Below are 21,817 nucleotides of genomic sequence, written 5' to 3' on the forward strand. Positions count from 1 at the left end.
ATGAAAACAATAATTACAGTATTAGCATTAATAGTAACAACGGTTACATTTGCTCAAAATAAAAATGCAAAAGCGTCTTTAGAAGTTGATGGCGTATGTATGATGTGTAAAGATCGCATCGAAAAAGCAGCTATTAGAACTAAAGGAGTTAAATCTGCAATTTGGAATGTAAAAACGCATGAGCTCAAATTAATATTTGATGAGCGTAAGACAAACTTAGAAACAATCAGCAAAAAGATTGTTGCTGTAGGTCATGATACTAAAGAATTAAAAGCTACAGATGAAGCTTATAATTCTGTTCATCCATGTTGTAAATACCGAGATAAAGAGGTGGTCGATGACCATGAGAATTAATAGCTATGAAAGCCTGAATTTTAATTCAGGCTTTTTTAATGCAGTATTTTTAATATACTATCACAACTATTAATACCTCGTTGTGTAGCATCACGTTTAATAATGAAAGATCCGCGTACACTTTGCATAATGTTTTTTAATAGTTTTTCATCCTTAAATGGCGATTTGCCTTCTTTCATTAAATCATAATCGGTGTTGTAAATAAAATATTTTCCTAAATAATCTTTATTAATCGTTTCTTGACGTTCATAAGCTTTATTAATGTCTTTGTAAATGGAATAGTGTTTCAATATATCTGACTTTAATTCAAAATCATTCATCAATTTTAAATCTCCTGAATTGACCAAGGTTTGGTGTGTGTAATCTTCTGGTGTGAAATTGGTCAAATTGGCAATGGCGTAAATTGCTCTAAGTTTGGTTTGTTTTTGTGGATCATCAGATCCTAAAACAGGAATAAGATTAGCACACATATCAATCTTTTCATTAATCTTATCCAAATTTACCTCTAACTGAGTTTTGTCGGCTTGAATATCTTCTTTTAGATTTGTGATATATTGTTGTTTTTGACTTTCATTTTTAGAATTTTCTGCACATGTATTCATGCTAAACGCTATAGATATACCTATAATAACAATGAGTATCTCTCCAAGTGCATAACGCATTTCTTTTTTCATAATTGGCTAGTTTTCTTAAAGCTAATAAAATTAATTATAAATTGATGTAAAGAGTTTGCTTTCAGAGATTTTAATATGAGGATTTATGAGCTAAATTTCTTACATTTAAGCAAACCTTATACTATGTTAAGAAAATTACACGTATTACTATTTGTATGCCTTATGGTAAATCCAATGTTATTTGGGCAAATTGTATTTCAAGAATCTGTAGTTGATACTACTAATTCTTTTTCGATCAGTACAGTTAATTTGAGTAATGGACAGTATTCTGTTAGAGCAAATTATTCGGGAGATTTTGATGGCGATGGCGATATTGATTTGCTTCCAAAATCAAATCCATTATTATGGATAGAAAATACCGATGGACTTGGTGATTTATCAGTTCAGCATCTAATAGATGATGGAGTAGGTGCTGTGAAAGCATTGAGTGTTAATGATATTGACGGTGATGGTGACCTAGATATTCTCATTGCAGAGAACAATTTTCCTGATGATATTATCGGATGGTATGAAAATACCGATGGACTTGGTAATTTCAGTGCTAAGCAAACCATTTCAACTCAAGTTGATAATCTTTCTACACTTTATATAAAGGATTTGGATGGAGATACCGATTTGGACGTTATATCTGCCTCTATAGGTAATGGAGAAATTGCTTGGTATGAAAATACCGATGGACAAGCTACATTTGGACCACAACAGCTCATTACAACGGCTTCCTTTTCAAGTACAACTCAGTATATAGAAGTGGTTTCTGCCGATTTTGATGGTGACCTTGATAATGATATTTTATTTGCTGCAAATGGAAGCCCAGATCAAGCAGTGTATTGGATAGAAAATACCGATGGCTCTGGAACATTTGCAAATATTGAAGAAGTTATCGATGTGTTTGGAGGCATGTTTTATCTAAAGTTGGCCGACCTAGATGATGATGGTGATATTGATGTCTATGGTCAAAATTCATTTGATGGACTACTATCAATTACTAATGATGGGTCTGGCAATTTTAGTTTTGGTAATATGTTTTCAACGTCTTATGATGGTTATACTGGTTTTGCTCAAGCTTTCGATGTCGATGGTGATACCGATTTGGATATGTTTGGTTTTGTAAGAAATGATGACGATGTCAATGAAATAGGAGTAATATGGTTTGAAAACACTGATGCTCAAGGAGCATTTAGTAACGAGCAAATTATAGAAACTATAAATTTTACAACATTAAACCCTCGATTTGATGTTGCTGATTTTGATGGAGATGGTAATTCTGATTTAATATGTCATAATGTTGATGGATTCGAACTGAGTTGGAAAAAAAATGAAATGACATCTGGGACATTTGGTAATTCTCAAGGTATAATTTATGATTTAAAAGGTGTAAGAGATGCCATATCTATTGATGTTGATGGAGATGCTGATAAAGATATTGTATTTACATCTTATGAAAATAATACACTTGGTTGGTACGAAAATTTAGATGGTTTAGGAACCTACGGTTCGCAAATTGTTATTTCTGCGAGTATGAATGGTGGAGATTGGATTACTAGTACAGATATAGATGATGATGGTGATGTCGATTTAATTGGTGCTTCAAGAGTTGATGATCGCGTGGTTTGGTATGAAAATGATGGCTCTGGAAATTTTGTGCAATCTGAAATTTCAAATACTGCTAATGGAGCAAGGTTTTTAATTGCAGTTGATATTAATGGCGATGATGCTATTGATGTAGTATCTCTTGAAGAATTTGGAGATGCTATAGTATGGTATGAAAATACTGATGGTTTTGGTGGTTTTGGGCCTAAGCAAATTATAATAGACTCACTTGATGATATTAAATCTTTCGATTTAGGAGATTTGGATGACGATGGTGATTTAGATCTAATAATAAGTGAGTCATTATCTTGGATGAGTAATGATGGTTCAGGAAGTTTTTCTGCACCTCAATCAATTACATCTACCAACAATGGTGCAGTTAAAATTGCTGATTTAGATGATGATGGAGATATAGATATCATAACAAGTGATCCGTTTGGTTGGCATGAAAATGAAGACGGATTGGGAACGTTTGGTGAATTTCAATTAATAGATGACCAAGTATTTTCTAATGATGATTTATTGATAGCTGATATTGATGGTGATGGAAATTTAGATGTGTTAAACTCATTTTTAGTTTCAAATTCTAATTATGAAGTCAAATTTTACAAAAACTATGGAGGTGTTTTTTCTCCAGGATCCACAATAGGATTTACTGATGACAGGCTTAGTGCGTTATTTGTAGATGATTTAGACGGAAATGGAACTGAAGATGTTTTGTATGCTACAGATAAATTGACAAATGGATCTGGTAAAATAGCTTGGTTTAGAAATGTAGGCGAGCTTAATAATCAAATTAGTGGAACAGTAACTTATGATGCCGATTTAGATGGATGCGATGTGAACGATTTAAATGTTTCTAATGTTATGGTAGCAGCAGGAAATAGTGGTGCGTCTTTTACAACATTTACAGATAATAATGGTGCTTTTTTACTTGATGTCAATCAAGGAGATCTCATAACTACTATTACACCTAATTTGCCGGATTATTTTACACTATCACCAATGTTTCATAATTCAAGTTTTGATGGAGAAAATGACATAGATGATATGGCAAACTTTTGTATTACACCAAATGCAACTACCAGTGATTTAAATATTAGTTTATATCCTCTAAGTCCACCACGACCAGGATTTGATACGTCTTATGAAATTGTGTATAATAATATTGGAACTACAACACTAAGCGGAACTGTAGATATGGCTTTTGATAGCACAAAAATGCAATATGTTACGGCTTCAGAAGCTCCTGTTTCTCAATCAGGCAATACGATTAGTTTTGATTTTATAGACTTGCTTCCTTTTGAAAGTAGATCGATTGTTGTTGAGTTTAGTGTGTTTACTCCGCCTACAACTAATATTAATGATGTTGTAAATACGGTTGTTTCTGTAAGCCCAATGTCTGGAGATATTACTGAAGATGATAATACTTACACTTTAGAGCAAACGGTTATTGATTCCTATGATCCAAATGATATTATAGTTCTTGAAGGAGAACAAATTTTATTAGAACAAACAGATGATTATTTACATTATATCATCCGTTTTCAGAATACAGGAACTGCAGAGGCTATTAATGTTCGAGTTACTAATATTATAGACCCTAAATTGGAGTGGTTTTCGCTTCAACTAGAAAGCTTAAGTCATGACGGCCGACTTGACATTGAAGATGGAATACAAGCAACATTTACGTTTGAGAATATTATGTTGCCAAGCGTTAATGATGATGAAGCAGGATCAAATGGTTATATAGCTTATAAAATAAAACCGAGCTCAGGTGCAATAGTTGGTGATGTGTTTTCAAATTCGGCATCTATATTTTTTGATTTTAATTCTGCTATTGTTACCAATACAGTAACGACTGAAGTTGTAGATGCTTTATCTGTTAATGAAATTCAAGATCAAAGCTTAGTGTTATTTCCAAATCCTACAAAAGGAATTTTTAGTATAAAATCAACTTTACTAATAGACAAACTTACTATTACTGATGTTAATGGGAGATTGGTGAAGGTATTTACAAGAGTTAATAATGAAACTATATCCGTAGAAGATTTAAATAGCGGTATATATGTTGTCAAGATGATTTCGGGAGAACATACAACAGTCAGGAAATTGATTAAAAACTAACCATAAAAAAAGCTCTTGATTCTTATCAAGAGCTTTTTTTAATAAAATATACACTCAGTAAAATGTAGTTCACACGTATGAGTAAGTTGTATGTGTGTTGAGGCTCTAGACTACATCATGCCTGGCATTCCGCCACCCATAGGAGGCATACCTGCAGCAGGTGTATCTTCTTTAATGTCAACTAACGCACATTCTGTTGTTAATATCATTCCAGCAACAGACGCTGCATTTTCAAGTGCGATACGCGTTACTTTTTTAGGATCGATAATCCCTGCCTTAAGCATATCTACATAAGTCTCTGTTTTTGCATCAAAACCAAAGTCTTTTTTGCCTTCTAAAACTTTATTAATTACAACTGATCCTTCACCGCCTGCATTTTCAACAATGGTACGTAATGGAGATTCGATTGCTCTATTCACAATTTGGATTCCTGTTGTTTCATCTAAGTTTTCAGTAGTGATTTTTTCAAGGACTTTTTTCGCTCTAACTAAAGCAACACCTCCACCAGCTACAATACCTTCCTCTACAGCAGCTCTTGTTGCGTGTAATGCATCATCAACACGATCTTTCTTTTCTTTCATTTCAACTTCTGAGGCAGCTCCAACATATAATACAGCAACACCTCCAGCTAATTTAGCTAAACGTTCTTGAAGCTTTTCTCTATCGTAATCGCTTGTTGTTGATTCAATTTGAGCTTTAATTTGATTTACTCTTGCTTTGATATTAGACGATTTTCCAGAACCATTAACGATGGTTGTATTGTCTTTATCAATCATCACAGATTCAGCAGTACCTAACATGCTTAAATCGGCATTTTCAAGAGAGAACCCTCGTTCTTCAGAAATTACAGTTCCGCCAGTTAATATGGCGATATCTTCTAACATTGCTTTTCTTCTATCACCAAAGCCTGGTGCTTTTACGGCAGCAATTTTTAATCCACCACGTAATTTGTTTACAACTAAAGTCGCTAAAGCTTGACCTTCAACGTCTTCAGCAATAATTAATAAAGGACGACCAGACTGTGCAACAGGTTCTAATATTGGAAGAATCTCTTGTAAGTTTGCAATTTTCTTATCAAATAATAAAATGTATGGATTCTCTAAATCGGCAATCATTTTATCAGAATCAGTAACGAAGTAAGGAGATAAGTATCCTCTGTCAAATTGCATACCTTCAACGACATCTACATAGGTATCTGTTCCTTTAGCTTCTTCTACAGTGATGACACCTTCTTTCCCAACTTTTCCAAACGCTTGAGCGATAAGCTCTCCAATCGTATCATCATTATTTGCTGAAATAGAAGCGACTTGTTTAATCATTTCTGAAGAGTTACCTACTTTCTTAGATTGCTTATCTAAATTTTCAGTAATAGCTTCAACAGCTTTGTCAATGCCACGTTTTAAATCCATTGGATTGGCACCAGCAGCAACATTTTTTAAACCTTCTTTTACTATAGATTGTGCTAAAACGGTAGCTGTAGTCGTTCCGTCACCGGCTAAATCATTGGTTTTAGACGCTACTTCTTTTACCATTTGAGCTCCCATGTTTTCTAGCTCGTTTTCTAATTCAATTTCTTTTGCAACCGAAACACCATCTTTAGTTACTTGTGGTGCTCCAAATGATTTGCTAATAATAACATTTCGTCCTTTAGGACCTAAGGTTACTTTTACTGCATTTGCTAATGCATCAACGCCACGTTTTAACCCATCACGTGCTTCAATATCAAATTTTATATCTTTTGCCATTTTTATGTTTTTTGCTTTTAGCCATTAGCAATTTGCTATTGACTGAGTGTTAATAATTAATTTAGTTAGTGCTAAAAGCCAAAGGCTAATTAGCAAATAGCTATTTTAAACAATTGCTAATATGTCACTTTCACGCATGATGAGGTAATCTTTACCTTCAAGCTTTAATTCCGTTCCAGCATATTTTCCGTAAAGAACTGTGTCTCCAGATTTTACTGTCATTGGTTCATCTTTTGTGCCTTTACCAACAGCTACAACTTTACCTTTTTGTGGTTTTTCTTTGGCATTGTCTGGAATGATAATTCCTGAAGCTGTCTTCGTTTCAGCTTCTACAGGTTCAATAAGAACCCTGTCTGCTAATGGTTTAATGTTTAAGCTCATTCTTATGTATGTTTTTAATTAAATATTTAAGTTAACGCTAAAGCGTTATGCTAAAAATGTGCCAATGGAATTTTCCTGACAAAGTTTCAGTTGTGAGTATAAAAAAATGCCAACTATTGAGTTGGCATTTTTTTATGATTAGTTTGAATTGTTTACTGTCCTAGAGAATCAGCAGGTGTTGCAATATCATCTGCAGAAGTATCTGTAGCTGGAATAGCTGGAGTAGTTGTTGAAGTCTCAGTTCCATCAATTACTTTAGATTCTGAGGCACCACCACCAGCATTTGGAATAGCAAAATTAGAAGCTAAAATTAATGCTAATAATAAGGTTGCTAAGGCCCAAGTACTTTTGTCTAAAAAGTCTGTAGTCTTTTTAACACCACCTAATTGCTGTGTTCCGCCACCGCCAAAAGATGAAGATAATCCTCCTCCTTTAGGGTTTTGTACCATCACTACTACGACTAGTAAAAATGATACTAGAACGATTAAGATTAAAAATATAGTAAACGTATTCATTAGTTCTGTGTATTATTTTCTTGTAATTCTTTTACTGCTTTAATTTGGTCTGCAAAGAAACCACTTTTTTCTGGATATTTCAAACTTAAAATTTTATAAGATTGAATTGCCTTCCCGTAATTGTTTTGCTCTAGGTAAATTCTAGCCAAAGTCTCTGTCATTAAACCATCGTGAGCTACTTTGTCTTCTGTTTCGATGTTGATTTTTGGAACCTCTTTTGAAGGTACAATTTTTGGGTTGCTTTCTAGAAATTTATCAATAAGTTCAAATTTTTTACTTTTATCAGATGCTGTTTTGTGTTCTATCTCTTCAGTTTTTTCTTCAGAAATAGTCTTGTTGTCATCACGATCAATAGGTTTAAAACTTGTGATTTTTAACCATTCGGCAAACGAATGTGTTTCTTCTTTGTCAAATTCTAATGGTTTTCCTAGTTGTAATTTTTCTTCAGGAGTTTCTTTAATATGTTTAGCATCAATATCGAGTATGACTTGTTCTGGTGTATGCTCTTGAAGTCCTAAGAAATGAGCAACATCTTCGGGTTTTACTTTTTGCTCAAACAGGTTTGGGTCCAGAACGCCTTCGGTATTCTTAATGTGCTCTTTTAATGCATCATCAATTGTAACACTCTTATCTACCGAAATATCATCGACGTCATTAACGGTAATAGATTTAAGGTGTTCAGAATTTTGTTTTATAATCTGAGAAATTTCATTTTGATTAAAGGCTTCCGAAGTAATAAAGTCAAATAAGATGCTACGATCTGTAGTGTAAGCAGCTGTTGTTTTGAGTTCTTGATTATACTTGTAGCTTTCCTTGTTTTTAAGTCCTTTAAGATATAAGGCTCTAGCCGATTGGAAATATGGATATTTATCGGTCAACTCTTGTAGAGCTTTAGTTTGATCCTCTGTGATATGTTGAGGATTTTGCAATATATATGTGTAATCAGCTATATCCATTTACCATTTTGCTAGTGTCTCATTAAATATGTCTTGCGTTAAACGTTCAAAAATTTCTTCATGAGCTGTATCTTTTTGCGAACCTTGTAACAACTGACTGCCTGCATAATCATAGAAGAAAGAAAATCGTTTTTCAAATTCTTCATCAGGTAGATTTTTATCATAAAAACGCACGTTGACCGAAACGGTTAACCTGTTTTGTGCTGCAGTACTATTAGCTTGCGCAGTTGTAGGTGAAATACGATATTCTACTATTTCTCCTTCATAAACCAAATCTCCATTTGAATTCGTTAAGTTTAAATTTGTTTGATTTTGTATTAAATCTTGCAACGCCAATGTGAAATCTCGATCAAAACCAGGTTCTATTAAATCGGCACTATTTTGAAAATAGTTCACTTGAAAGGTTTTAATATTATCAGCAATAGAGGTTCCGGTAAACGAATATGGTCCACAACCTAAAATTGTAAAACAAAATAGGAAAAGGATGCGATTTAAAGTCTTCATATTTAAGATGCTTCGACTGCGCTCAGCATGACATTTAGTTTCCATTGTTTAATACGTATTTGGACGTTTCATAGTTATAAAGGCATAAATATAACCACCTTCTATGGTAAAAGATGTGGTAATCAATCGATAGCCTTTATAATGTTTGTCGTTAATTAAATCTTCGGCTTCTTTACGAATAGCTTCAGAGCTATTTGGTGTAAACGACAGTCGTAATCTAAATATTTCTACAGCTCGCATAAACTTTTGTTAAAGGTCGTATTGTTTTATTTTTCTATATAAGGTGCGTTCGCTAATGCCTAATTCGGCTGCAGCTAGCTTACGCTTTCCTTGATGACGTTCTAATGATTTTTTAATCAATTCGAGTTCTTTGTCTTGTAAAGATAAGGTTTCTTCTTCTTCAATTTCTTCTGCAAAATGATATTTGTCTGGATTGCTTTCAATGACATCAACAGTATCTTTTGACTGTTCAGGAATAGCAAGGATTTCTAAATCTTCGAAAGCTTCATTTTGATCGTCTTTTTGCGGTTCACCATATATTTTTTGAATCAAGCCTTCGTTATCTTTTTGGACTTCAGAAGCATTGCCATTTTTCATTAACTCCATCGTCAATTTCTTGAGATCATTTAGATCGCTTTTCATATCAAAGAGGACCTTATATAAAATCTCACGCTCATTACTGAAGTCGCTTTCAGCTTTAGATGTGTTAATTACAGCAGGCAGATTAGAACTTCCACTCGGTAAGTAACCGTGAAGTGTTGATGCACTAATAGTTCGATTTTGTTCTAATACTGAAATTTGCTCTGCTACATTTCGCAACTGACGAATGTTACCATTCCAACGATGTTTTTGTAAAACAGTTACAGCATCGTCAGCGAGTTTAATCGTTGGCATTTTGTACTTTAACGCAAAATCACTAGCAAATTTTCGGAACAATAAATGAATGTCTTCTTTGCGTTCACGAAGTGGTGGAATATTGATGTCTATAGTGCTAAGTCTGTAATATAAATCTTCACGAAATTTTTCTTTTTTTATGGCTTCAAACATATTAACGTTTGTGGCAGCCACAATTCTCACATTAGTTTTTTGAACCTTACTAGAACCCACTTTGATAAACTCACCATTTTCTAAAACACGTAATAAACGCACTTGTGTAGTGAGTGGTAACTCACCAACTTCATCAAGAAAAATGGTGCCGCCATCAGCCACTTCAAAGTACCCATTTCGGGTTTGTGTTGCTCCAGTAAAGGCGCCTTTTTCATGACCAAACAACTCACTGTCAATCGTGCCTTCGGGAATGGCACCACAGTTAACAGCAATGTATTTGCCGTGTTTGCGATGTGATAATTGATGTATAATTTTCGGAATACTTTCTTTACCAACACCACTTTCACCAGTGACCAATACTGAAATATCAGTTGGAGCCACCTGTATCGCTTTTTCGATAGCTCGGTTGAGTTTTGGATCGTTTCCAATAATTCCGAAACGTTGTTTTATGGCTTGTATTGATTCCATGTAGTTGTATTAATTGTCTTTAGAATATCCGAGAGCCTCACCAATAAGTGTTGCACTTGTGCAATCTTTAACTTGTACCTTGACCAAATCTCCAATGTTGTAATGTTCTTTTGGAAATACAGCCACAATATTTTGTGAGGTGCGACCAGACCATTGATTAGTCGATTTTTTTGACTCACGTTCAATAAGTACTTCAACTGTAGTATTGAGATATTCTTTGGTTCTTATTTCGCTATGTTCTCGTTGACGTTGTACAATTTCGGCTAAACGACGTTTTTTAGTCGCTTCAGGGACATCATCATCCATTTTGCGTTCGGCCATCGTGCCAGGACGTTCTGAATAGGTGAACATATATCCAAAATTATATTTGACATAGTCCATTAAACTTAGCGTATCCTGATGGTCTTGTTCCGTTTCCGTAGGGAAACCAGCAATCAAATCTTGACTAATAGCACAGTCAGGAAGAATGCGCCTTATATTATCGATAAGCTCAAAATATTCTTCTCTTGTATGTAAACGGTTCATTTCTTTTAAAATACGATTACTTCCGCTTTGAACTGGTAAATGAATATGTTTACAGATATTGTCAAATTTAGCCATGGTTTCAATAACATCTAATGTCAGATCTTGAGGGTTAGATGTTGAAAAACGAATGCGCATTTTTGGCTGCGCTTTGGCGCATAATTCTAACAATTGTGCAAAATTAACAGCTGTAGCCTTTTGCATATCGCTGGCTTTTACAAAATCTTTTTTGAGTCCGCCACCATACCATAAATAGCTATCTACGTTCTGACCTAGTAAGGTAATTTCCTTATAACCTTTATTCCATAAATCATTAACTTCTTCTATAATACTTTGTGGATCGCGACTACGCTCACGACCTCGAGTAAACGGTACCACACAAAAAGTACACATGTTGTCACAGCCACGAGTAATCGATACAAAAGCAGTTACACCATTAGTATTAAGTCTTACAGGTGAAACATCTCCGTAAGTTTCTTCTTTAGATAAGATGACGTTGATAGCATCTCTACCTTCGTCTACTTCGGCTAAAAGGTTTGGTAAATCCTTATAAGCATCTGGACCAACAACAAGATCTACAATTTTTTCTTCCTCCAAAAATTTTGTTTTAAGGCGTTCGGCCATACAACCTAGAACACCTACTTTCATTTTTGGGTTAATGCGTTTTACAGCATTGTATTTTTCAAGACGTTTTCTAACGGTTTGTTCGGCTTTGTCACGAATTGAGCATGTGTTTACTAAGACTAGATCGGCATCTTCAAGACTTTGAGTCGTATTAAAACCTTGTTCGGATAAAATAGAAGCAACAATTTCGCTGTCGCTAAAATTCATAGCACAACCATAACTTTCAATAAAAAGTTTACGAGTGTTCCCTTCTTTTTGTTCTAGAACAAGATGTTCACCTTGTTTGCTTTCGTCAATCGTTTTCTCCATATTTATGTCCTGTGATAACAGAAATCATTTTAAATTCTAAGTATCAATAAGCATACAAAGATAAGGTTATTTTAAAAAATATGACAAAGTGACAGAGTGTTAATTATCTTGAAAAGAATAATTACATTTGAGGATACTAAGCAAAATTTAACCTTATGGCATATCAAGACATTGAAAATAAAATCCAGAGCGCTCCAAATTTAGACTTTGGAAAAATTCTAGACCTCTCAATCAACTTATTTAAGGAGGTGTGGTTAAAAGGTTTTTTAATGATTTTATTGACTCTAATTTTGGGTGGTGTTTTAGCATTTTTACTTGTTTCAATTGGATTAGTTCCTAATCCTTACGATGTAGCATTAAATGAAGATTATAGTTTTTTTGGACATTATAGCAGTAGTGCTTTGAGTAATTTGCCGCAAACATTATTAGTAACTCCCATCGTATTTGGAATGCTGTCTGGGTTCTACAGAGTATGTAAACAGGTCGATTTAAAAGAGCCTCAAAATGAGGATATATTTTATTTTTTTAAAGGGGATCACTTTAGAAAGGTCTTTATGCTCGGAATTATCTATGCGTTGATTGCTTCGGTTGCACAAGCTTTGTTTTTAATACCATATATATATGCTTTTGTGCCCTTATCGTTTTTCTCAGTTGTGTTTGCAAACAATCCAGAATTGAGTGAAACTGAAATTGTTAAACTAAGCTTTAGTTTGGGTAATAAGAAGTGGCTCATCACCTTTGGATCTATTTTCGTAACAGGGATTTTAGGAATGTTAGGAATAATCGCTTGTGGAATAGGCGTATTATTTACGATTTCTATTGTTTATCTTCCAGTATATTTTATTTATCGTGACGTTGTAGGTTTTGAAGATCATGATGAAATTAAATATATTGGAACTGAATAAAATTTAACATCCACACGCACTACAGATTTTTGTAGATGTATTTATCCTATTGATTACTTAACTAAACCATCTTAATTATGCTTTTTTCTGAAATTTTACAAAAAATACAACATGCCAAAATGCTTGATTTTGGACAAGTGTTTAACGATAGTATTGAACTTTTTAAAAAAGTTTGGTTACAGGGTTTAATTATGATACTTATTGTAATTGCCTTTGTAATACCTTTTATGCTTATTGTATATTTACCATTAATTGTTTTAGGGATTGCTGATGCTTCAGATCCTGGAGCCTATGATGGTTTAGCGCCTTTAGCAGCTATTTTTATGCTTATCGCATATTTGTTATTTCTCTTTTTTATGATTGTTATTTCGTTTGGATTAAAAGCAGCTCTTTATAGAATAATGCGCCAAAAAGAAATTAATAGTGTTGCGAAAGATGACTATTTCTTTTTCTTGAGAAAACCATATTTTGGAAAAACCATTAAACTATCACTTGCGTATTTTGGAATTAGTTTGATAGCGACGCTATTATGTGTGTTTCCACTTATATATGTTATGGTCCCTTTAAGTATATTACCTGTTGTATATGCGTTTAATCCAGAACTATCCGATTCTAATCTGATTAAGGTGAGTTTTGAATTAGGAAATAAAAAATGGTTGATTGCATTTGGATTAACACTGATTGCAGGCTTTTTAGCCCAAATTGTTGGAATGCTGATGTGTGGTATAGGTATATTTGTTACAGCATCTTTTGCAGCAATTCCAGTGTATTTTATTTACAAAGAAGTTATTGGTTTTCAGGATAATAATGAAATTAATATTAAGGTGATAGGCGAAAAAGAAATAGGTTGACGCAACCATTTTAAATTTATGCATCTTATATAAAAGACAATTTTATGAAACGATCTAAATTAATTCTTAGCCTCTTCTGTTTTGCATTACTTTTTATGAATACCCAATGTGATGATGAAGATGTGGTAGAAGAGCCTTGTGGACAAACTGTAGTTATTGATTCTGGTTTTTTTGAATCTGCTGAATCTGGATTTTATAATTTGATTAGTGCAGATATAGAAGGGAATTGTTTAAATATTAATGTGTCAGCAAGCGGTTGTGATGGCTCTACATGGAGTATGGTATTGGTAGATTCTGGTGCTGTGGCAGAGTCGTCGCCAGAACAACGCTTTTTAAAATTTGTATTTACAAACCAAGAAGTCTGTTTAGCTGTATTTACTCAAGAACGATCTTTTGATTTGTCATCGTTACAAGTTAGTGGGAGTAACGAAATTATTTTAAATATTGAAGATTTTCCAGAAGCACTTACATATAGTTATTAGAAAGACTAAGACATTTATATTATTTACGAACCTGAATTTTATTCAGGTTTTTTTATTGAAATGCCAGATAAAAGTCAAGATTTTAAAGATAAAATGCCATTGAAATTTACTAAAATTAGGAAGATAACTTTTTTTTCACATACATTTGTAGCCTCAAAAATTCATATATGCCGAAGAATTTAGTCATTGTAGAGTCACCTGCAAAAGCGAAAACGATAGAGAAATTTCTTGGAAAAGATTTTAAAGTAGAATCTAGTTTTGGTCATATTGCAGATTTACCTTCAAAGGAATTGGGAGTTGATGTTGAAGGAGATTTTAAACCAAAATATCAAGTTTCAAAAGATAAGAAAGATGTTGTAAAAAGACTTAAGGATCTTGCTAAAAAAGCCGATATGGTTTGGTTAGCAAGTGATGAAGATCGAGAAGGAGAAGCTATTGCTTGGCATCTTGCTGAAACTTTAGGTTTAGATAAAGCAAAAACCAAGCGTATTGTATTTCATGAGATAACGAAATCAGCAATCAAAAAAGCGATTGAAAATCCTAGAGGTATTGATTATGACCTAGTAGATGCACAACAAGCACGACGTGTATTAGATAGAATTGTAGGGTATGAATTATCTCCTGTGTTATGGAGAAAAGTTAAAGGTGGTCTATCTGCTGGTCGTGTGCAATCGGTTTCTGTGCGATTAATTGTTGAGAGGGAAAGAGAGATATTGAATTTTAACCCTGAAGCATCTTACAGAATTGATGCAGAGTTTTCTAATGAAGACGGACAAGCATTTAAAGCTAAACTTCCGAAGAATTTTAAAACCAAAGAGGAAGCATATCAGTTTTTAGAAGCGAACGCGAATGCCAATTTTAAAGTTTCAGATTTAGAAAAAAAACCTGCTAAAAAATCACCGGCTGCACCATTTACAACATCAACTTTACAACAAGAAGCTTCTAGAAAATTAGGGTTTTCTGTAAGTAGAACAATGAGTAATGCGCAGCGTTTGTATGAAGCTGGTTTGATTACTTATATGAGAACTGATAGTGTTAATCTATCTGATGAAGCCCGTAAAGGTGCAAAAGAAGAAATTGAAGCAGCCTATGGAGATCAATTTAGTATGCCTCGAAATTATAAAGGGAAATCTAAAGGTGCTCAAGAGGCTCACGAAGCGATTAGACCAACTGATTTTAAAAGGCATACAGCAGATGTAGAGCGTGATCAAGCACGTTTATACGATTTAATATGGAAACGTGCCATTGCTTCTCAAATGAGTGATGCCAAATTGGAGCGTACCAATGTTAAAATTGAAGCCTCCACACATAATGAATTATTTTCTGCTAATGGAGAGGTGATTACTTTTGAAGGGTTTTTAAAAGTATATTTAGAAGGAACCGATGATGAAGATACTGAGAAAGAAGGGATGTTGCCTGCGATGAAAGTTAATGAGACTTTATTAAATAGTTATATCACTGCAACCGAACGCTTTTCTCGAGCTCCATATAGATTTACCGAAGCTTCTTTGGTGAAGCAACTAGAAGAATTAGGAATTGGACGACCGTCAACATATGCACCTACAATTTCTACAATCCAGAACAGAAATTATGTAGAAAAAGGATCTAACGAAGGTGTAGAGCGTAGCTATTCGCAACTGTTACTTCAAAACGGAAGTATGATAGATAAGTCGCTTACAGAAAAAGTAAATAGCGATAAAGGGAAGTTAGTGCCTACAGATATTGGAATGATTGTAACCGATTTCTTGGTGAATCATTTTGGAAGTATTTTAGATTATAATTTTACGGCAAAGGTTGAAGCTGATTTTGATGAAATTGCAGAAGGTAAAGAAGATTGGACAAAAATGATGAAAGAGTTCTACAAGAGCTTTCATCCTAGAGTAGAAGATGTTCAAGAAAATGCCGAGCGTGAATCTGGAGAACGTATTTTAGGTAAAGATCCAAAAACAGGAAAACAAGTTAGTGTACGATTAGGTAAGTTTGGACCAATGGTACAAATAGGGACTGTTGAAGATGAAGAAAAACCTCAATTTGCAAGTTTGTCTCCAGATCAACAACTTACAACAATTACCTATGAAGAAGCCATGGAATTGTTTAAGTTGCCGAAACAGTTAGGAGATTATGAAGGCGAAGCTATAGAAGTCAATAATGGTCGTTTTGGGCCTTATGTGAAGTTTGGTAAAAAATTCGTGTCACTGCCTAAAGGTACTAATCCTTTAGATGTTGAAATGGAACAAGCTATTGAGCTGATTAAGGAAAAGCAAAAGGCAGATGCTCCTATTTATACCTATCAAAATCTTCCTGTTCAAAAAGGAAAAGGGCGTTTTGGACCATTTATTAAATGGAACAATATGTTTATTAATGTGAATAAAAAATACGACTGGGATAATTTGTCTGACGATGATATAGTGACATTAATTGAAGATAAAATTCAGAAGGAAAAAGATAAATTAATTCACCATTGGGAAGCCGAAGGGATTAGAGTTGAAAAAGCAAGATGGGGGAGACACAATGTGATTAAAGGTAAAGTTAAAGTTGAACTTCCTAAAACCGTTGATGTTTCTGATATGACTTTAGAGGAGGCAATGACTCATATCGAAAAGAAAGCGCCAAAGAAAAAAACGGCGACCAAAAAGAAAACTACCAAAAAGAAAACAACGACTAAAAAGTAATACCAAATGAATTTTAATTTTCTGTCTCCTGTCTCTGATGCAGTTTTAGCTCATAATGAACTATTATCGCAGCAAGCGCTGGGCAAAAAAATTAAAATTCACTCTACACAAAACGGTATTCCAAATTTAGAAGATGTAAAACTTGCCATTATAGGAGTTAAAGAAAACCGAAATGATGTCAATTATATGGGAGAGGAGTTGAATTTCGATTCCATAAGAGCATCACTCTATGCATTGTTTCCTGGTAATTGGCATACTTCAATTGCCGATTTAGGAGATATTCCTGCTGGTGCTTCGATAGAAGACACCTATTATGCAGTGCGTACAATTATTTCAGTGTTGTTAGAAAAAAAGATAATACCTATAATAATAGGAGGAAGTCAAGATCTTACTTACGCAAATTATAGGGCATATGATACTATGTCTCCAATGGTAAATATTGTAAATGTTGATAGTAATTTTGATTTAGGTGATGCTTCTGTTGAAATGAAGAATAATAGCTTTCTCGGTAAAATTATTTTAGAGCAACCTTATAATCTATTTAATTACTCTGCTGTAGGGTATCAAACCTATTTCAATTCTCAGGAAGAAATTGATTTGATGGAGAAACTTTATTTTGAGGCTTACCGTTTAGGAGATGTTACACATAATATAAATAAGGTTGAGCCTGTAATGCGAGATGCACATATTGTAACTATGGATTTGAAATCTGTAAGAGCAGCAGAAGTAGGTGCAAAGCAAAAATATTCGCCTAATGGTTTTAATGGAAAAGAGATATGTGCCATATCTAGATATGCAGGTATAAGTAATAAGGTGTCTTCATTTGGAATCTATGAGTATAAACTTACAAATGAATTGGATGCAACACCAATGTTAATTTCACAAATTATTTGGTATTTTATAGAAGGAGTCAATTGTCGAGTAAATGATGATGATTTCACTAAAGAAAACTACTATCAAAAGTATAATATATTGATAGAAGATGAAGAGTTAATATTCTATAAGAGTATTAAAACTGGACGTTGGTGGATAGAAATACCTTTTTTACCCAATGTTAATAATAAATTAAAAAAGCACACGTTATTACCTTGCACGCATGATGATTATGTTGAGGCTAGTCAAGGGAAATTACCCGAAAGATGGTATAAAGCCTACAGGAAGAACAGTTTTTAGTGGATAAAACTCGTGTTTTTTAACAGATTTTTAATCGATGAAATGTTAACTTTTTGGGTTTAAGTGCAAAAAAGATGTAAAAAAAATTGGTTTTTACTAAATATATATATATGTTTACTGCCTTGAAAAAAATCAAGACGCTATTTAATACATAATTACAACTAAATAATTTAACCTCGAGTTTCTATGAATATTAAGAAGTTTGCTTTATTAACAGCCGTTTTAGCCCTATTGGTTAGCAGTTGTAACTCTGGTGACAGAGGACAACTTGTAGGCGTTAAAGGAAAGAAATGGCATCCCGAAAAACCTTATGGTATGGTACTTGTTCCTGGTGGAGCATTTATAATGGGTAAGTCCGATGACGATCTAGCCGGAGTACAAGATGCTCCAACACGAACAGTCACAGTTAGAGCCTTTTACATGGACGAAACAGAAATCACAAATAGTGAATATCGTCAATTTGTAGAGTGGGTAAGAGATTCTACCCTTAGAACGAAATTAGCTATTCTTGCTGATGAAATTGGTGAAACTCCAGGAAATGGAGGTATTGGTGAATTTGCATTTAATGATGCAGATCCTGATAATATGTCTGTTTACGAAAAATATATGTACAATAATTACAGTGGTTTAGGACCAACTGGATATGAAGGAAGAAAATTAAACAAAGACGTAGATTTAATTTTCGATACGGCAGATTATCCAGATGAATACTATGCTGAGGTTATGGATACTATGTACTTGCCAATTGAAGAGTCTTATAATGGACAACGTACTTGGGATGTTGATAAATTTAAATTTCAGTATACCTATATGGACATCAAAAAAGCGGCTAAAGACAGAAGCTTAAGACGTAAAGATGTATTAATTACTGAAGAAGTTAAAGTGTATCCAGATACAACGGCTTGGATAAGAGATTTCTCGTATTCATATAATGAACCAATGCATAATGACTATTTCTGGCACGATGCCTATGGGGATTATCCTGTAGTTGGTGTATCTTGGAAACAAGCCAACGCATTTTGCCAATGGAGAACATTATATCACAACAGTTATAGAAAATCTAAAGGAAGACATTTCGTTAACTCTTATAGATTACCTTCTGAAGCAGAATGGGAATATGCTGCAAGAGGTGGTTTACAAGGAGCAACATTTCCTTGGGGTGGACCATATGCTAAAAACGACAGAGGTTGTTTTATGGCTAACTTCAAGCCTTTACGTGGAGACTATGCAGCAGATCAAGCATTGTATACTGTAGAAGCAGATGCTTACGAGCCAAATGATTTCAACCTATACAATATGGCTGGTAATGTTTCAGAATGGGTTCAGGGCTCTTATGAAGCGTCATCTTATGAGTATATGGCATCATTTAACCCAACAGTTAATGATCCTGATAACGAACGTAAAGTGGTACGTGGAGGATCTTGGAAAGATGTGGCATACTTCTTACAAGTGAGTTCAAGAGATTACGAATATGCAGATTCTGCAAGAAGCTACATCGGATTTAGAACGGTTCAGGATTATATGGGAACTGAAGTTACTAAAAATGCAGCAACCAACTAAACAATTAAATAATTAACTCAACTAAATAAATATTAATCTACTTAAGTTGTTATTGACTTAAAACTAAAAAAAAAGAAAATTATGGCACAGAAAGGAAACATCACAATCACAAACATGGTCTACGGACTAGGAGCAGCAATCGTAATTGTTGGAGCTTTATTTAAAATCCAACACTGGCCATACGGTTCATTGATCTTAACTATTGGTATGATTGTAGAAGCCTTGGTATTTACATATTCAGCATTCGAAAGACAACAATCAGAATTAGATTGGTCATTAGTATATCCAGAATTAGCTGGAGGAGCAACTTCTGCTAAAAAAGCAAAGAAAGAAGAACCTAAAGATGCTGAAGGGTTATTATCTAAGAAATTAGATAACTTATTAAAAGAAGCAAAAATTGATGGAGAATTAATGGCGAGTTTAGGGTCTAGTATCAAAAACTTCGAAGGAGCAGCAAAAGGAATCAGTCCTACTGTTGATGCTATGAATGCTCAAAAGAAATACAGCGAAGAAATGTCTTTAGCTGCAGCTCAAATGGAATCTTTAAATAGCCTTTACAAAGTTCAAATGGAAAGCGCTAACCGTCAAGCAGCAATTAACGAGGAATCTGTAGCAAATGCTGAAAAATTAAAAGAGCAAATGCAATCATTAGCTTCTAACTTATCATCTTTAAATGGTGTTTACGGTGGAATGTTATCTGCAATGAACAAAAACTAATTAGTTTTTTGAACTATAATTAATTTAATTAACAACTAAAAACTAATTAACATGGCAGGAGGAAAATTATCTGCAAGACAGAAAATGATTAACTTAATGTACTTAGTCTTCATTGCAATGATGGCTATGAACATGTCGAAAGAAGTATTATCGGCTTTCGGTTTGATGGATGCTAAATTTGCTGACGCAAACTTATTAGCTACAGCGTCTAATGATGGTATGCTTAAAGGCTTGGAGCAAAAAGCAGATGAAAAACCAGAAGACTTTCAGGCTGTTGCTGCTAAAGCTCAACAAATAAATATTGAGTCGGAAAAATTTTATTCTTACATCGAATCATTAAAGAATAGTATTCTAAGTAAAGGAAGTTATCAAATTGATTCTGAAACTGGTAAATTACCATTTGAAGCAATGGATAAAACCGATATATTGGATGAGATGTGGTTTACAGGTGATAGATTGACCAAAGATGGTCAAGCTGTAATGGATAGAATAAGCGATTATAAAACCAAAATCAAAGGAATAATTGGAAATGATGTTAAGTACAAAGATGCTATTGAAAGTTTTGAAAAACGTTTTAGTACAGACCAAGTTTCTAATAAAGATGGTAAAAAAATTGATTGGTTAGATTATCATTTTAAAGGATTCCCAGCTATTGCTTCTTATACTAAGTTAACAGCAATGCAAAATGATGTAAAATCTACTGAAACTAACATGTATAATGTGTTCTTAGGGAATACATTAGATAAAGCAATTTCGTTAAAAAACTACCAAGCTATTGTAATAGCTGACAAATCTGCATTTTTTGCTGGTGAGAAATTTCAAGGTAAAGTGGTATTAGGAAAATATGCCAATGTAAGACCAACTGGAATGAGTGTTTCTGGTCAATCGGTTGATTTAGAAAATGCGATAGATTCTTTAGGTGCTGCACGTTTAGATTTTAATGTTGGCGGTGTTGGAGAGCATGAAATTGATGGAACTTTTACCTTCCTTGAAGATGGGAAACCATTAGAAATCCCAATTAAAGGAAACTATGTAGTTGTACCACGTCCAAACTCTGCAACAATTTCTGCAGATAAAATGAATGTAGTATATCGTGGGGTTACAAACCCAATGACAATTTCATTTGCTGGTGTTCCAGATAATAAAGTAACTGCATCTGGTGCAGGTTTATCAAGAGGCTCAGGTATGGGTAAATACAACATGGTACCTACATCAGGTAGAGAAGTTACAATTAATGTAACTGCAACTCTTGATGATGGTTCAAAAGTAAGTGATAAAGCAGTATTCAGAATTAAAGATATTCCAAAACCAACTGGTAAAATTGTTGGAACAAGTCAAGGTAAATTACCTAGAAATAATGTAGAAATTGGTAAAGTGTCTGCAGAATTAGAAGACTTTGATTTTGACTTACCGTTAACGGTTACAAGCTTTAAGTTTAAAGTGCCAGGACAGCCTTCAGTAGTATGTTCAGGAAATAGACTTAATGGTGCAGCAAAATCAGCTTTACGTAAAGCAAAGCGTGGTGCAACAGTCCAGATTTTTGATATTAAGTCAAGAGCTAATGGTCCTGTTATTAAGCCAGCTACACCTGCTGTAATTGAATTATCAAACTAATCAACCTATTTATTGATTAACCCAAAT

The 21,817-nt window shown here is 33.9% G+C and carries 19 protein-coding genes; 10 read left to right on the forward strand and 9 right to left on the reverse strand.

Going from position 1 to position 21,817, the window contains the following annotated elements; all coding sequences use genetic code 11:
• Complete coding sequence (locus tag ACTU6T_RS09840) at positions 1-354, forward strand: heavy-metal-associated domain-containing protein (protein WP_460218041.1); 354 nt, start codon at positions 1-3, stop codon at positions 352-354.
• Positions 355-389: 35 nt separating this feature from the next.
• On the opposite strand, the gene ACTU6T_RS09845 is transcribed toward ACTU6T_RS09840, so the two are convergent.
• Positions 390-1,028, reverse strand: a complete 639-nt coding sequence (locus tag ACTU6T_RS09845; RefSeq protein WP_460218042.1) for a DUF6090 family protein — start codon at positions 1,026-1,028, stop codon at positions 390-392.
• Positions 1,029-1,151: 123 nt separating this feature from the next.
• Here ACTU6T_RS09845 and ACTU6T_RS09850 point away from each other — a divergent pair, with 123 nt between their 5' ends.
• Complete coding sequence (locus tag ACTU6T_RS09850; protein WP_460218043.1) at positions 1,152-4,745, forward strand: T9SS type A sorting domain-containing protein; 3,594 nt, start codon at positions 1,152-1,154, stop codon at positions 4,743-4,745.
• Positions 4,746-4,855: 110 nt separating this feature from the next.
• Here ACTU6T_RS09850 and groL read toward each other — a convergent pair whose 3' ends face one another.
• The 8 genes from groL to miaB form a co-directional block, all read right to left on the reverse strand.
• Positions 4,856-6,490 (reverse strand): chaperonin GroEL, encoded by a 1,635-nt coding sequence (gene groL, locus ACTU6T_RS09855; RefSeq protein WP_460218044.1) that lies wholly within the window; start codon positions 6,488-6,490, stop codon positions 4,856-4,858.
• 105 nt (positions 6,491-6,595) lie between these two features.
• On the reverse strand, positions 6,596-6,871 hold the full coding sequence (groES, locus tag ACTU6T_RS09860; RefSeq protein WP_091423334.1) for a co-chaperone GroES: 276 nt from the start codon (positions 6,869-6,871) through the stop codon (positions 6,596-6,598).
• A gap of 152 nt (positions 6,872-7,023) precedes the next feature.
• The gene (gene secG, locus ACTU6T_RS09865; RefSeq protein WP_460218045.1) at positions 7,024-7,386 is read right to left on the reverse strand and encodes a preprotein translocase subunit SecG; all 363 of its coding nucleotides are present in this window, start codon (positions 7,384-7,386) and stop codon (positions 7,024-7,026) included.
• Complete coding sequence (locus ACTU6T_RS09870) at positions 7,386-8,342, reverse strand: hypothetical protein (RefSeq protein ID WP_460218046.1); 957 nt, start codon at positions 8,340-8,342, stop codon at positions 7,386-7,388. Before ACTU6T_RS09870 ends, secG begins: the two co-directional genes overlap by 1 nt.
• Positions 8,343-8,846, reverse strand: a complete 504-nt coding sequence (locus tag ACTU6T_RS09875; RefSeq protein ID WP_460220759.1) for an LptE family protein — start codon at positions 8,844-8,846, stop codon at positions 8,343-8,345. It lies immediately after the preceding gene.
• Positions 8,847-8,894: 48 nt separating this feature from the next.
• Entirely contained in the window at positions 8,895-9,086 is a 192-nt protein-coding gene (locus tag ACTU6T_RS09880; protein WP_460218047.1) for a hypothetical protein, read from the reverse strand.
• A gap of 9 nt (positions 9,087-9,095) precedes the next feature.
• A complete protein-coding gene (locus ACTU6T_RS09885; RefSeq protein WP_460218048.1) occupies positions 9,096-10,361 on the reverse strand; it encodes a sigma-54 interaction domain-containing protein in 1,266 nt (421 codons plus the stop codon).
• 9 nt (positions 10,362-10,370) lie between these two features.
• Positions 10,371-11,816, reverse strand: coding sequence for a tRNA (N6-isopentenyl adenosine(37)-C2)-methylthiotransferase MiaB (gene miaB / locus ACTU6T_RS09890; RefSeq protein ID WP_460218049.1), 1,446 nt, complete (start codon positions 11,814-11,816; stop codon positions 10,371-10,373).
• Positions 11,817-11,971: 155 nt separating this feature from the next.
• Here miaB and ACTU6T_RS09895 point away from each other — a divergent pair, with 155 nt between their 5' ends.
• The 8 genes from ACTU6T_RS09895 (at position 11,972) to porM (ending at position 21,790) form a co-directional block, all read left to right on the forward strand.
• The gene (locus tag ACTU6T_RS09895) at positions 11,972-12,721 is read left to right on the forward strand and encodes a hypothetical protein (RefSeq protein ID WP_460218050.1); all 750 of its coding nucleotides are present in this window, start codon (positions 11,972-11,974) and stop codon (positions 12,719-12,721) included.
• Between the two features lie 77 nt (positions 12,722-12,798).
• A complete protein-coding gene (locus ACTU6T_RS09900; protein ID WP_460218051.1) occupies positions 12,799-13,572 on the forward strand; it encodes a hypothetical protein in 774 nt (257 codons plus the stop codon).
• Between the two features lie 44 nt (positions 13,573-13,616).
• Complete coding sequence (locus ACTU6T_RS09905; RefSeq protein ID WP_460218052.1) at positions 13,617-14,054, forward strand: hypothetical protein; 438 nt, start codon at positions 13,617-13,619, stop codon at positions 14,052-14,054.
• Between the two features lie 167 nt (positions 14,055-14,221).
• On the forward strand, positions 14,222-16,726 hold the full coding sequence (gene topA / locus ACTU6T_RS09910) for a type I DNA topoisomerase (protein ID WP_460218053.1): 2,505 nt from the start codon (positions 14,222-14,224) through the stop codon (positions 16,724-16,726).
• A 6-nt stretch (positions 16,727-16,732) separates the two neighbouring features.
• A complete protein-coding gene (locus ACTU6T_RS09915; protein WP_460218054.1) occupies positions 16,733-17,899 on the forward strand; it encodes a formimidoylglutamase in 1,167 nt (388 codons plus the stop codon).
• A gap of 192 nt (positions 17,900-18,091) precedes the next feature.
• Positions 18,092-19,459 carry a T9SS ring complex lipoprotein PorK/GldK gene (gene porK / locus ACTU6T_RS09920; protein WP_460220760.1) on the forward strand — a complete coding sequence of 456 codons (1,368 nt, stop codon included), beginning with the start codon at positions 18,092-18,094 and terminating at the stop codon, positions 19,457-19,459.
• An 81-nt stretch (positions 19,460-19,540) separates the two neighbouring features.
• On the forward strand, positions 19,541-20,176 hold the full coding sequence (porL, locus tag ACTU6T_RS09925) for a type IX secretion system motor protein PorL/GldL (RefSeq protein WP_460218055.1): 636 nt from the start codon (positions 19,541-19,543) through the stop codon (positions 20,174-20,176).
• Positions 20,177-20,227: 51 nt separating this feature from the next.
• Entirely contained in the window at positions 20,228-21,790 is a 1,563-nt protein-coding gene (porM, locus tag ACTU6T_RS09930) for a type IX secretion system motor protein PorM/GldM (protein ID WP_460218056.1), read from the forward strand.
• Positions 21,791-21,817: the final 27 nt, after the last annotated feature.

It is taken from the genome of Psychroserpens citreus, assembly GCF_055686305.1.